Source organism: Fusobacterium sp. (assembly GCF_019012925.1).
GTDB lineage: Bacteria > Fusobacteriota > Fusobacteriia > Fusobacteriales > Fusobacteriaceae > Fusobacterium_A.
Map to the genome: position 1 here is coordinate 1 of NZ_JAGIRL010000021.1, position 14,322 is coordinate 14,322.

Below are 14,322 nucleotides of genomic sequence, written 5' to 3' on the forward strand. Positions count from 1 at the left end.
TATACTAGCTGAAGGACTAAGAATAAGACAAGTTGTCTAAAAATAAAAAGAACCGTAGGAACTACGGGGATAGCTTGGTAAATATAGTTGGCTAACAAAAGCAACTATTTCCCAAGAAGAAGCTCCCACTTCAAAAATTACTAAGTAATTTTAAGTGGGAGAGGTTCACTAGGAGGTGAGTGATATAAGAAATCTTATAATAAAAATCTTATTTTTGACCTTAACAGTTTTGTCATTTTCCAATGATAAGAGTGTTGAAGATAAGGTAGAGAAGTACAACCAATACAAAAAATTAGTAGCTGAAAATAGAGAAAAAGAGATTCAAAGAAATCTACCCTCTCCAGAGGAGATACAACTTTACTACACTGAAGAAAAACTAAAACTTGAAAGAGAAAAACTAGATTATGAGAAGAAGTTAGCCTATGAGAGAGCTTTAGCTGAAAGAAGAAGAGATAACCTAATAAATACTATCATAATAGGTGGAGTAGGCTATGGTGGATATAGACTGGGAAGACATCACCACTGGTGGTAAATAAAAAGAGGTCAGTTAATTATTATAACTGACCCCTTATTATTTTATCTTCTATATTTTGTATACTTTAATACTTGAATTATAAGTGTTGGAATAAAAGCAAGAACATAGATTAGAATTAAATCATTTGTTCCTAAAGGAGCAACTTCAAATATAGAGTGTAAGCTAGTTAACATAAGAACTCCATTCAATAGCACAAAACCTATTCCGAAAGCTATTAGTGAGAATGGATTACTCATCAATCCCAATCCAAATATTGAGCTATTTCCTCTACAGTTGAATCCATGGAATAATCTTGCTAGACATAGTACAGCAAAAGCCATTGTACTACCTTTTAAAGCATCTTTCATACTTCCAAATCCAAAGTAGAATCCAATGATAACACAAGTAGCAATAAGAAATCCCTCTCCTAAAATTCTCATAGATAATCCCTGAGTCAATATAGGCTCTTTAGGGTCTCTTGGTTTATCTTTTAATACCTCTCCCTGTGAGGGCTCCATTCCAATAGCAATAGCTGGTAGACTATCAGTAAGTAAATTTATAAACAATAGATGTACTGGAGCAAAAATTACAGGTAATCCTGCAAATGATGCATAGATAACTGCCAATATAGCTGCTGTATTTCCAGAAAGTAAAAATCTAATTGAATTTTTTATATTAGCATATATGTTTCTTCCTGTTGTTATTGCCTTGACTATTGTTGAGAAATTATCGTCAGCCAGTATCATAGATGCTGCATCTTTTGAAACTTCAGTTCCAGTAATTCCCATAGCAATTCCTATATCTGCTCTTTTTAGAGCTGGAGCATCATTTACCCCATCACCAGTCATAGCACAGATCTTTCCTAAAGATTGCCAAGCTGTTACAATTCTTATCTTATGCTCTGGAGAAACTCTTGCATAAACTGATGTTTGAGCTACTTTTTCTCTCAATTCCTCGTCAGACATCTTCTCAACATCAATTCCTTCTAAAACATTATCTCCATCTCTATATATTCCAATCTCTTTAGCTATTGTTCTAGCAGTAACCTTGTGATCTCCTGTTATCATCACTGGTTTTATCCCAGCTAATATACACTTCTCTACAGCTTCTTTAGACTCTAATCTCGGTGGATCGATCATTCCAATAAGAGCTACAAATATATATCCTGTTTCATCTTCTAGACTTATCTCTTTTTCAGAGTCTAATATCTTGTAAGCATAAGTTAGTACTCTCAAACCTGTTTCAGCAAATATAGTATTTATATTTTCTATCTCTTTTTTGTCATTTGCATTGATCTCTCTGATCTCATTTCCATGCATAATAGAATTTACTCTTGGAAGTAGTGAATCTAATGCTCCCTTTGTAAACATAACAATTTTTCCATCTATCTTATGAACTGTACTCATAAGTTTTCTATCTGAATCAAATGGGATCTCAGATATACGTGGATATCTTTCCTTTAGCTCTTTATAGTTAAAATTATAATTTTCAGCTAAATTGATAAGTGCTATCTCTGTAGGATCTCCTACCTCATTTGTAGCATCATTACAAAGTATACTCTCCTTCAACACCAAATTTTCTGTCTCTCTCTTTGAATCTAAACCATTCTCTTCCAATACTCTTCCATTTACATACACTTTTTTTACAGTCATCTTATTTTGAGTCAATGTTCCTGTTTTATCAGAACATATAACACCTACACAACCTAAGGCTTCTACTGATTTTAAATTTTTTATAATTGCATTCTCTTTAGAAAGCTTCTGTGTACCAATAGCAAGAACTATAGTTACAATTGAACTAAGAGCCTCTGGAATAGCTGCTACTGCTAGAGCTACAGCAAACATCAATGAATCTAACACATTTACACCATGGAATAGATTTATCATAAAAATCAAACCACACAATACAATAATTCCAATTGATAATTTTTTTCCAAAATTGTCCAATGAAACTTGAAGTGGTGTTGTCTTCTCTTTAGTATCTTTCAATAACTTAGCTATTTTTCCAAGTTCAGTATTCATACCTGTAGAAGTTACCAATACTACTCCTCTACCATAACTTACTAAACTCCCAGAAAATATCATATTTTTCTGATCTCCCAAAGCTAGATTATCTGCCACAATCACATCACTTTTTTTCTCTATTCCCTCTGATTCTCCAGTAAGTGAACTCTCATTAACAAGGAGTGAAAAACTATCTATAACTCTACCATCAACTGGTACTAGATCTCCTGCTTCTATAAAGATGATATCTCCAGGAACTATCTCCTCTGAAGAAAGCTCTCTCTTTTCTCCATCTCTTAATACCTTTGTCTTAGGAGATGAGAGATTTTTCAAGCTATTTATAGATTCTTCAGCTTTAATATGTTGAATTGTTCCAAGTATAGCATTGATTACTATTACTGTTAAAATAACAATTGTACTCTCTATATTCCCAGATACTGCTGAAATAATTGAAGCTATGATAAGAATAATTACTAAAAAATCCTTAAACTGTGATAAAAAAACAACAAGATTACTCACTTTTTCATCTTCATTCAACTGATTTTTTCCATATTTTTTAATTCTCTCTTGAGCCTCTGCTGTTGTAAGACCATCTTCTGTCACTTGAAACTCCTTAAAAATTTCATCTTTTGATTTTGAAAAATAATTTTTCATAAATCCTCCTTCTACTTTTTTGTTCCTATTTTTCTTATCTATTCTCTAATAAAAAAAGACTTTTAATATAGAGCAAAAACTCTATATTAAAAGTCTTGTTACCCATTAGGTATACAGTACCAGAGAACCCGTGGTTTCGTGATGTTGATACTATATTTTCAACTACTCCCTTTCAATATAAGAAAGATATTATTAACTTTTACAGTATGATATTATCATAACTTTATCTAAAAGTCAATATTTTATTTTCTATCTTCCCCAAGTGTCAGTATTTTTATTCCAAGAAGCTGCTATTTCAACCTCTTCCTCTGTTAAATAGTTCTCCTCTTTAGCTAACTCTAATAAAGCTGTAAAGTTTGATAAAGATTCCCATTTAATATTTTTTTCTGCAAAGTTTTTATAAGCTTTATCAAATTCATAAGAGAATATAGAAACTACTTCTACCTCTGTTGCTCCCTCATTTCTTGCAGCTTCAACAGCTTTGATTGAACTTCCACCAGTAGAGATTAAATCCTCAATAACTATTACTTTCTTACCTTGGAAATCTGCTCCTTCAATCTGTCTTCCTGCTCCGTGAGCTTTCTTTTCTCCTCTTATATAACTCATTGGTTTGTTCATAGCCATAGCTATAAATGCTGCCCAAGGAATTCCTGCAGTAGCTGTTCCTGCTACTACATCAAACTCTTTCTCAGATAATTTTTTTACAAACTCATCAACTACTACTTGTCTTTCAACTGGATATCCAATCATCTTTCTATTGTCACAATAAATAGGACTTTTAATTCCTGATACAAATGTAAATGGCTCTTTTACATTTAATTTTACTGCTCCTGTTCCTAATAATGATTTTGCTACATCTTTTGCTCTACTCATAATACTTAATTTCCCTCCCATATTTTCCATAAAATTGTTTATTTAAATATATTATTTGACCTCTTAATAGTGTTGCAAAAACGCTACCACCTTTATTAAATGATTCATAAGGGGTCCAGCTCGCCTTACTTATAACTGTTTCATCTTTTATAGGTGATTTGTCCTCTCTATCCACTATAATCAAGTCAGCATCATAGCCAACTTCTATTTTTCCTTTATTCTCTATCTTAAATATCTTAGCTGGATTTTCACACATAACTTCAATCAATCTTTTTAAACTTATCTTACCTTCATCTACACCTCTTAGCATCATCTCAAGAGAGTTTTCTACTCCAGGTATACCAAAAGTCAATTTTGCTAATTTTTCCTCTATCAAGTGCGGTGCGTGATCTGTTCCTATTGTATCAATAGTCCCATCTGCCAATGCTCTCCATAGCTCCTCATTATCCTCTTTACTCTTTAGCTCTGGCTTCATTCTTAAAAGCATTGAATTTCTTTCACTAGACTTTACATCATCTTCATTTAAGAAAAGGTGGTGTGGTGTCACCTCTCCAAACACTTTTAATCCCCTTGCTTTTGCTTCCCTTAACATCTTAGCTTCACTAGCTTTAGACAGGTGGCATAAGTATAGTGGCTTATCATATTTTTCACAAAGCTCAAGAGCTTTAGCTACCATCTCTTCCTCTGCGTGAACTGATACTATTTTTGATTCCTTAAATATATTTTCAATAGTTTGATTTTCAGTTATCAACATATCTCCAGTTGACATATTTAAAAATATCTTTGTTGACGCTACTTCATCAAAAATTTTTTTAATCTCTTCACTGTTATCATTTCTACTTCCACCAAAATTAAAACCATAATCCACATATGATTTTCCAACCATCATATTTTTCTTATCTTTTAATATTTTTGAAGTAATAACTGCTGGAACTGTATTTGGCATATCAATAAAAGTGGTAACTCCACCCTTAGCACACGCCATACTTCCAGTCATAAAATCCTCTTTTTGAGTAAGTCCAGGATCTCTCATATGGCAATGAGCATCTATAATTCCTGGGATTACAAGTTTTCCCTCTGCATCTAGTATTTCAACATTTCCTACAATATTAGGAGCTATCTCTATAATTTTTCCATCTGCTATCAATATATCTGTAATTTCTTCCTTACCATCAATTAAGATTCTACAGTTTTTTATTAACATAGACCTGCCTCTTTCATTCCTTCTAAGATTTCTGCCTCAATTAATTCTGCCGCTTTTGCTGGATCTTCATTTTTAGTTATTGGTCTTCCAACTACTAAGAAGTCGCATCCATTTATTATTGCATCTTTTGGAGTCATTATTCTCTCTTGATCATTAGTTGCTGCCCACTTAGGTCTTACTCCTGGACAAACAGTTTTAAACTCTTTTCCACAAGTCTCTTTTATAAGTTTTGCTTCCCAAGGAGAACATACTACTCCATCTAATCCAGATGTTTTTACTAATTTTGCCCAGTTTAGAGCTAACTCTGCCAATGATAATTTAGATTGGAAAGTCTCTTCCACATCTTCAGCTGATAAACTTGTAAGAACTGTTACACCTATTACTAAGTTCTCCTCATTTACCTTCTTAACCTCTTCAGCCACTTTAGACATCATTTTCTTTCCACCACTTGCATGTACATTGAACATAAATACATTTTGCTTAGCAGCAAACACAGATGCCATTGCTGTCGTATTTGGAATATCATGGAATTTAAGGTCTAAGAAAACCTTCTTTCCCTTAGCTGAAAGATACTCTATTATCTCTCCCTTTGAGTTTAAGAAAAGCTCCAATCCAACTTTATAAAAAGTTGCTCCCTCTCCTATTTTCTCAACTAACTCTTTAGCTTGATCTGCTGTTGGAAAATCTAAAGCTATTATCATTCTATCCTTTGCTGTATACATAAATCAATCTCCTTTTTACTACTTAATCTATATTCTATAACCACTATCTATGAGCTATTCCCACTAACTCATTTATATTTTCTATTCCATTCTCTTCACAGTACTTTTGTAATCCCTGCTCAATCTCCACAGCTAACATAGGATTTGAGAATATTGCTGATCCTATTGATATCATAGAAGCTCCTGCCATTATAAACTCAAGAGCATCCTCTACACATGAGATTCCACCCATACCAATTATTGGAATATTTACAGCTTTATATACTTGATACACCATTCTTACTGCCACTGGTTTTACCGCTGGACCTGAGAATCCTCCAAAAGTATTTCCCAATACAGGTTTTTTAGTCCTAATATCTATTACCATTCCTAGTAGAGTATTTATAAGTGAAACTGCATCTGCTCCATTTTCCTCTACTATTTTAGCTATACTTGCTATATCTGTTACATTTGGAGATAATTTTACAACTAATGGTTTTGATGTAACTTTTCTTACCTCTCTTGTTACTCTTGCTGCAACCTCTGGATTAGCACCAAAAGCCATCCCTCCATCTTTTACATTTGGACAAGAGATATTCAATTCAACTACAGCTATTTCTGGAATCTTATCAACTCTTTTAGCTATCTCTACATACTCTTCCACTGTTTTTCCATTGATATTAGCAATTATATTAGTGGTAATTCCATTAGCTTGCATATCTGGTAAAATATGTGATTCAAAATAATCTATTCCTGGATTTTCTAATCCAACACAGTTTAACATTCCTGCAGGAGTCTCAGCTATTCTAGTTCCATAATTTCCATCTCTTGGCTCTACAGTAAGCCCTTTTATCCCTATCCCTCCAAGGATATTAGGATCAAAATACTCTTTATACTCAAGTCCAAATCCAAAGCAACCAGATGATGTCACTATAGGATTCTTAAAATCTACACCTAAAAATTTAGTTTGTAATCTGCTCATCTTTTCCTCCAATAAATTAGTTTCCACAACAAGTTTCAGTTTTTTCTAAAACAGGATCAAAATCTACAATAGTTTCAGAATCAAATACAGGTCCATCATGACAAACCTTTTTCATTCCAACTTTAGTTTTTATAGAACACCCTACACAAGCTTTTACTCCACAAGCCATTCTAGCCTCTAATGATATCTCACATTTTGTGCTATACTTTTTAGCAGTTTTAGCTACAGCTTCCATCATTTTTTGAGGTCCACAAGTAAATACCATATCAAATCTCTTGTCTTTCATCAGTTCTTCCATCTTAACTATTACATTTCCCTTTGTTCCAACTGATCCATCATCTGTTGTAATATGAGTCTCTATTCCATCTAAAGAGAAATTAGACATTATCTCCATAGCAACTCCATCTCTTCCACCAGCTATAAAAGTAACTTTATTGCTCTTAGATAGAGCTTCAATAAGTAATTTCATAGGAGCCATTCCCATTCCACCACCTACTACTAATAACTCTTGATCTTTCATATCAGTAGAAAATCCTGTTCCTAAAGGACCTTGAATATTTATTATCTCTCCAACTTTCATAGAAGCTAGATCCTTTGTTCCTCCACCTTTTACTTCATAATAGAACTCAAGCTCTCTTTTCTCCTTGTCAACATAGTGTAAACTTATTGGTCTTTTTAAAAAATAAAATCCATTTTTACATTGTAACATATAAAACTGTCCTGCTTTTGCTGGATCAATTGTCTTGTCCCCTCTAACTCTCATAAGATAGTTATGTCCAGCAACTAATCTATTTTCTAAAATTTCACAATTTTCTAAAAACATTTCTCCTCCCAATATTTATATATAAATTAATTAATTATTTTATCTCTTTTCCACAGTAGTAACAGAACTTTCCAAAATCCTTAACTACTACTTTATTTCCTGTCTCTTCAAAATGTGTTACACACTTAGGATTTTTACAAACAGATAAAAAGTGCTCTTCTATCTCATCTTCGCTCTCTTTAGCAGGAGCTTTTGACTCTTTTAATCCCATTGCTAAAGCATACATAGCCTCTCTTGTAGGAACACCATTTGCAGCTTGTTTAAAATATAGAGCATGTTTTGTATCATCTAAATCAATGTTGATCTCGTCAACTCTAGGTAGTGGATGAAGTATTATCATATGCTCTTGGCACTTATTTAAGATTGTATCTCTTGATATTTTATATACTCCACTTACTTTGTTATACTTCTCTATATCATCAAATCTCTCTTTTTGAATTCTAGTCATATATAGTACATCTATCTCATTTAAAACCTCTTCGTATTCAGAGCAGATATGATATTTCATTCCCTTCTGATCTAGCTCCTTTGTAATATATTCAGGAATCTGTATAGATTCTGGTGCCACAAAGTAGAACTCACCATTGAACATCTCCAAGGCTTTTGTTAAAGAGTGTACTGTTCTTCCATATTTTAAATCTCCAACAAAGGCGATCTTAATATTTTCTATTCTTCCCAACTCTTTTTTTATTGTAAATAAGTCTAAAAGTGTCTGACTTGGATGCTCATTTGATCCATCTCCAGCATTTATAACAGGATTTTTAGAAACTTCCGAAGCAAATTTTGCTGCCCCTTCTATATAGTGTCTCATCACAATTATATCTGAATAAGCTTCTACCATTTTAACTGTATCTCTCAGCGATTCACCTTTTTTTAGTGAAGTAGCATCTGGAGAATCAAATCCTAACACTTGAGCTCCCAATCTATATGCTGCTGATGTAAAAGATAATCTAGTTCTAGTTGAAGGTTCAAAGAAAAGGCTTCCTACAATCTTTCCTTTAGCCAACTCTGGTTCTGCTTTTTGTGAAAGTTCATTGGCAACTTCTAGTACCTCTAATATTTCCTCTTTTGTTAAATCTTTAATAGATATGAAATCTCTCATTTCTACTCCCTCCTGTTTAAATTAGACAAGCATAAAAAAAGGAATGTAGCTGTTTAAAAAACAGCGTTCATTCCTTTAATATCTATGTTTACAATATAATTTCTAAAAAATATAAAACAATTAGAAAATAAAACAGAAATAGAGTATACTTTTTTAAATTTATCTATGAAATATCTCATCACTATTCCTCCTTACTTTCTACATATATCTTTGCTATTCTATCATACTTTTCATATTTTTTCAAGTAAGAATTTTAAGAATATTATTTTTTTTATTAATCTTTTAAAACAGTGATTAACTCCTTCTTATATTCGTCTAGATTATCAATAAGTTTATCTATCTGCTCTTTAGAAAGTTTTACTGTTTTATCAGTAGTTGGTACATTTTCAAAGCTTTTATCTATCTCAACATTTGTAACTGGGAACATATAGTTTTTCTCACTCATAATCTTTTGGAAGTCATCTGATAAGATTCTCTCCATAAACTTTTTAGCTCCCTCTTTTACCTCTTTTTTATTTACAAGAGCTCCTCCCTCTTGATACATAAAGCTTCCCTCTTCCAATAAGAAACTATCATATTTAGCTGAATCCTCTCCTGTAAAAAATAGATTACTTGTTGCATATCCTATCATCATTGGAGCCTCTCCAGCTGAGAATTTAGCAAAAGCCTCACTCCAACCTGGTTCTACACTATAAACAGCTGGTTTTAACTCCTTCCAAAACTCTATCCAATTATCTCCATATAAAGCCACACTCCACTGTAAAGCCTCTTCTCCTGTAATAGATACTTTTGGATTCTCTACCATAAGTTTTTTACTCATCTCTCCAAGCTCTTTTAGATTTTTAGGTGGATTTTTTATCTGCTCTTTGTTATAGTTTATAGCTAATAATCCATAATCTAAAGGTGTTACATAGTCGCTGTTCATTTTAAATTTTTCATTAGTTATATTCCCTATATTTTTAGGTGTATATGGCAGAATTAGATTATCCCTTCTAGCCATTTCAGTTGTAAGTTCAGTAAGTCCTACTACTACGTCAGCTTTAGGATTCTTTTTCTCCAATTTCAATCTTCCAACTATTCCATCTATAGCTATAAATTTTATTGTATCTCCCGTTTCCTTTTGAAATATACTTCCATATTTTTTCTCTATCCACTTCATAGAGCTAGGTCCATAGACAGTTATCTCTTCAGCACTAACTATTGTTGTTGCTCCTAAAATCAAACTACATAATAAAATCTTTTTCATTTTTTCCTCCTCATTATTTAATATATTATACTACAACTCCTACTATTTTGCAAAAAATGTAACCTATTTTACTATCCCTTTAAGCTTAAAATATGGCAGATTATTTTGAACTTCAACCTCACTCTCAACTCTATATACCTCTCTTACAAGCTTTGGAGTGAGTACCTCTCCAGTGACCCCTTCAGCATATTTTTTCCCATCTTTTAATACTAAGACTCTATCACTGTATTGAGATGCTTGATTTAGATCGTGAAGAACCATAACTATAGTTATATTTAGCTCCCTATTTAGCTCCCTCACTAACTCCATTATCTCAAATTGATGACATATATCTAAATATGTAGTTGGTTCATCTAGGAGTAAGACTGGTGTTTTTTGAGCAAGTACCATAGCTATCCAAACTTTTTGTCTCTCTCCTCCAGATAGACTCATAACCTTTCTATCTTTAAACTTCTCTATCTTACACATTTGCATTGCCCAAGCAACTATCTCATCATCCTCTTTATTCAATACTTCATACCATCTCTTATGAGGCATTCTCCCATACTTTATAAAAGCTTCCACAGTTATGTCATCTGGAATCTCATTATTTTGAGATACAAAAGCAAGTTTTTTAGCAAACTCCTTACTCTTTATGTTATGAATAATCTCACCTTCCAATGATATTGTTCCACTTTTATATGGTATAACTCTCGATATAGCCTTTAGTAGAGTAGATTTTCCACAACCATTAGTACCGAGTATACTCAATATCTCCCCTTTTTTTATAGTGAGATCAATCCCCTTAATAACCATATTTTTTTCATAAGCAATCTCTATATTTTCTCCATTTATTATGTACATATCAATCCCCTGTCTTTCTTAGTAAATATAGGAAAAATGGCACTCCAATTACAGCCATTACTATTCCAGCTGGAATCTCAATAGGAGCAAAGAGTGTCCTTGAAATCGTATCTGCCAACACTAAAACAATAGCTCCTAATATTGAGGAAAATGGAAGTAGATAAAGATGATCAGATCCTATTATCATTCTTGCCATATGTGGAACTATCAATCCCACAAACCCTATCAAACCAACATTTGCAACTGATATCCCCGTTAAAAAACAGGCAAAAAGAGATAGTTTCAATCTCTTTCTTGGAATATTAAAACCTAAGTTAATAGCAAAGTTATCCCCCAGTTGTAGGATATTAGCATCTCTTATCAATGTCATAGCCCCAGCTATTCCTACTACTGTATAGGGGAAAATTCCATATACATGATTCCAATTCTTTCCATTCAAGCTCCCGTTTAACCAAGAGAGTACCCCTTGTATCTCATCACTAAAAAGTATGAACATAAGCCCTGTAATACTTCCCAATATAGAGTTTACTGCCACTCCAGCCAAAATAACTCTCAGAGGTTTTAACCCCTTCTTCCAAGCTAATAAAAATACTAAAGCACAGGCTAAAGCTCCCCCTATAAATGCTGTCAGATTCATAAATAGCATTGCATTTGGAAAAATTATCATAACAATCAAAGCTGAAACACTAGCACCTGCTGAAACTCCTGTCAATCCTGGATCTGCCAATGGATTTTTCATAACTGCTTGTAAAAGTACCCCAGCCAAAGAGAGATTACAACCAACCATCAAGGCTATTAATATTCTAGGAATACGAATATCCCAGAGTATTGATTTTAATATCTCATTGTTGTAACCCTTGATAAAAAGAGCCTTAATTATCTCTTGCAATTCAAAATTAACACTCCCAAATCTCACAGAAAATAGAGATATCATAACTAAAATTAGCATTGAAAATAAAATAATAAAAGTTTTCCTATTCACCATAGACATATCTATATAACTCCTCTAAAGCATCAATTGAATTAACTCCAGCACTCATTCTAAACAGTGTTGGATCAATTATATGGATAGCATCATTCTTGTAAGCAGTAGTCAACTTCCATATAGAATTTGTTTTAAAGCTCTCTTTAAAAACCTCTCCATTCTTAGTTTTGCTATTTGGCATTATCAAAATAATATCTGGATTTAAAAGTACTAACTGTTCTAGACTAAATGGAACAGATTTTTTATCTGTGGAGTTTTTATCCAATGAAGTAACCACGTTTTCACAGTTTATCTTCTCTATAAGCTCCTCTAAAAAATGTTGCTTTCCAGTCATAAAGAAACTCTCTCCATTCCCATAGATGATTGCAATTTTTTTCCCTTGCTGTTTACTTGCCTTCTCTATTAAGATACTCTCTCTTCTGTCCCAATCATTTAGTATCTCTTTGGCTCTCTCCTCTCTATGAAATGCTCTTCCCAAAATCTCAACTGCCTCTTTGGATTGTGCATAAGTTTCAACTTCCATATAAAAACTTGGTATATTTAGCATATCATATTTAGGCTTAATATTGTTCTTAGAAAATAGTGTAGCTACAACTAGGTCTGTCCCTAAAGATTTTACTTTTTCTAAATCTGGCATTCCTGATTTTCCTATTCTTTCACTCTTATCATATCTTTTAGGAATTCTTGTAGATGAGTTTGGTACTCCCACTAAATCTATCTGTAAAGCATCAAAAAATCTTGATAAAATTGCTGAATCTGTTATAACTTTTTTAGGCGTATAATCAAGCTTTAACTCTTCATTTCCCTGTTTAATATAAAAACTCTCCCCCCCTAATGCAATAAAGGCTGTAAGTATAAATATACATATTATTTTTAAACTCTTCATCTTTACATCTCCTATTTATCATTAATCATATAAATTCTATTATTTAATTTATCCTTTGTCAATCATAATTTATTGTTTTACATTTTATAACATTCACTATTGACTTTTTAAAATAAACATAGTATATTGATATTAGAACAAAATATTGTTTTAAGGTTCTCTTTGGAGATTAATTGGGAAGAGAGGTTTATTCCTCCACGGTCCCGCCACTGTGTTACTGATGAACGGTAAAGATACCACTGAGCAATTGGGAAGGTTTACCTAGTAAGTTGAAGTTAAGTCAGGAGACCAGCCTTATACGTTATTTAATATCTTGCGAGGACAAGGATATTACTCTATCAATAGAGCAATTTACCTGTCCCCCAAAAAAAGTGGGGATTTTTTTGCCCCTAAATTAATTAGGAGGAATTTTATGAGAACAATTACAAAACTATTTTTAAGCTCAATGCTATTAGTTAATGGAGCTGTGGCATTAGCACATTCAGATGGAGGATTTGTGGACAAAGATTTTTTTGATGGAATGAAAAAAGATGATAAGGCTGCTATCTTAATGGTACACTTTGGTACTACTTTTGATGACACTAGAGCTTTAACTATTGATAGAATCAATGACAAAGTTAAAAAAGAATTTAAAAATGTAGATGTTAAAGAAGCTTATACTTCTAGAATTATTATGAGAAGATTAAAAGATAGAGGAATTGTAAAATTAAACCCTCAAGAAGTTTTAGATCAATTAAAAGCTGAAGGATATACTCATATCTTAGTACAAGGTACTAACGTTATGAATGGAGTAGAGAGTGAAAACCTAAGTAAAGAGATCGCTTCTTACAGCGATTCATTTAAAGATATTAGAGTTGGTGCTCCTCTATTAACTGATCACCAAGACTATGAGAACGTTGCAAAAGCTATTGCTAAAAAAATCGGTCCTCTTAAAAAAGATCAAGGTGTAGTATTAGTAGGACATGGAACACCTCACTTTGGTGGATCTGCTTATGCAATGATGGACTATGTATTCTCTGCTGAAGGATATGACAACTATGCTGTTGGTACTGTAGAAGGATACCCAGAGTTTGATAATGTTGTTAAAAAATTAAAAGATAGAGGAGTTAAGGATGTTATCCTTATGCCATTTATGTTCGTTGCTGGAGATCACGCTAGAAATGATATAGCTGGTGAGTGGAATGAAGAGCTACAAAAAGCTGGATTCACTGTATCTAAAGTTATATTAATGGGACTTGGACAAAATGAAGATATTCAAAATATCTATGTTGACCACTTAAAATTTGTAAGTCACCATGAGAAAGAGGATATGGCAGCTAAAAAAGTTCAATATTCTAATGATAAAGACTAATTAGATTTTACTAAAAGATTTAAGACTGTTGGTTAGACTTTCTAACTTAACAGTCTTTTTTTATTTCCCTAGCAACTTAAAAAAGAGCCGTGTAGATCAATGATTTTACTCATCAATCTATCACAGCTCCATTTTAGAATGCAATTATCTTAACT

The 14,322-nt window shown here is 32.7% G+C and carries 13 protein-coding genes and 1 riboswitch; of the genes, 2 read left to right on the plus strand and 11 right to left on the minus strand.

Features of this window, described 5'->3' with window-relative positions; translation table 11 throughout:
• The first annotated feature begins 214 nt into the window (after positions 1 to 214).
• Positions 215 to 532 (plus strand): hypothetical protein, encoded by a 318-nt coding sequence (locus QZ286_RS03180; protein WP_291255536.1) that lies wholly within the window; start codon positions 215 to 217, stop codon positions 530 to 532.
• A gap of 44 nt (positions 533 to 576) precedes the next feature.
• Here QZ286_RS03180 and QZ286_RS03185 read toward each other — a convergent pair whose 3' ends face one another.
• From QZ286_RS03185 to QZ286_RS03235, 11 genes are all read right to left on the minus strand, one after another.
• On the minus strand, positions 577 to 3,171 hold the full coding sequence (locus tag QZ286_RS03185; protein WP_291255537.1) for a cation-translocating P-type ATPase: 2,595 nt from the start codon (positions 3,169 to 3,171) through the stop codon (positions 577 to 579).
• Positions 3,172 to 3,420: 249 nt separating this feature from the next.
• Complete coding sequence (gene pyrE, locus QZ286_RS03190) at positions 3,421 to 4,044, minus strand: orotate phosphoribosyltransferase (protein WP_291255538.1); 624 nt, start codon at positions 4,042 to 4,044, stop codon at positions 3,421 to 3,423.
• Positions 4,037 to 5,248, minus strand: coding sequence for a dihydroorotase family protein (locus QZ286_RS03195; RefSeq protein ID WP_291255539.1), 1,212 nt, complete (start codon positions 5,246 to 5,248; stop codon positions 4,037 to 4,039). The genes pyrE and QZ286_RS03195 overlap by 8 nt, the downstream gene beginning before the upstream one ends.
• Positions 5,242 to 5,970 (minus strand): orotidine-5'-phosphate decarboxylase, encoded by a 729-nt coding sequence (gene pyrF, locus QZ286_RS03200; protein WP_291255540.1) that lies wholly within the window; start codon positions 5,968 to 5,970, stop codon positions 5,242 to 5,244. Before pyrF ends, QZ286_RS03195 begins: the two co-directional genes overlap by 7 nt.
• Positions 5,971 to 6,013: 43 nt before the next feature.
• Positions 6,014 to 6,931: a dihydroorotate dehydrogenase gene (locus QZ286_RS03205; RefSeq protein WP_291255541.1), complete on the minus strand. Its 918-nt coding sequence runs from the start codon at positions 6,929 to 6,931 to the stop codon at positions 6,014 to 6,016.
• A 16-nt stretch (positions 6,932 to 6,947) separates the two neighbouring features.
• Complete coding sequence (locus QZ286_RS03210; protein WP_291255542.1) at positions 6,948 to 7,754, minus strand: dihydroorotate dehydrogenase electron transfer subunit; 807 nt, start codon at positions 7,752 to 7,754, stop codon at positions 6,948 to 6,950.
• 34 nt (positions 7,755 to 7,788) lie between these two features.
• The gene (pyrB, locus tag QZ286_RS03215; RefSeq protein WP_291255543.1) at positions 7,789 to 8,856 is read right to left on the minus strand and encodes an aspartate carbamoyltransferase; all 1,068 of its coding nucleotides are present in this window, start codon (positions 8,854 to 8,856) and stop codon (positions 7,789 to 7,791) included.
• Between the two features lie 274 nt (positions 8,857 to 9,130).
• Positions 9,131 to 10,102 carry a thiamine ABC transporter substrate-binding protein gene (locus tag QZ286_RS03220; RefSeq protein ID WP_291255544.1) on the minus strand — a complete coding sequence of 324 codons (972 nt, stop codon included), beginning with the start codon at positions 10,100 to 10,102 and terminating at the stop codon, positions 9,131 to 9,133.
• 63 nt (positions 10,103 to 10,165) lie between these two features.
• Positions 10,166 to 10,945, minus strand: a complete 780-nt coding sequence (locus QZ286_RS03225; RefSeq protein WP_291255545.1) for an ABC transporter ATP-binding protein — start codon at positions 10,943 to 10,945, stop codon at positions 10,166 to 10,168.
• Position 10,946: 1 nt separating this feature from the next.
• A complete protein-coding gene (locus QZ286_RS03230) occupies positions 10,947 to 11,894 on the minus strand; it encodes an iron ABC transporter permease (RefSeq protein WP_291255546.1) in 948 nt (315 codons plus the stop codon).
• 25 nt (positions 11,895 to 11,919) lie between these two features.
• Positions 11,920 to 12,816, minus strand: a complete 897-nt coding sequence (locus tag QZ286_RS03235) for an ABC transporter substrate-binding protein (protein ID WP_291255547.1) — start codon at positions 12,814 to 12,816, stop codon at positions 11,920 to 11,922.
• Between the two features lie 136 nt (positions 12,817 to 12,952).
• Positions 12,953 to 13,128: riboswitch (cobalamin riboswitch) on the plus strand.
• A 100-nt stretch (positions 13,129 to 13,228) separates the two neighbouring features.
• Between QZ286_RS03235 and QZ286_RS03240 the strand changes: the two genes are divergently transcribed.
• The gene (locus tag QZ286_RS03240; protein WP_291255548.1) at positions 13,229 to 14,167 is read left to right on the plus strand and encodes a sirohydrochlorin cobaltochelatase; all 939 of its coding nucleotides are present in this window, start codon (positions 13,229 to 13,231) and stop codon (positions 14,165 to 14,167) included.
• Positions 14,168 to 14,322 lie beyond the last annotated feature (155 nt).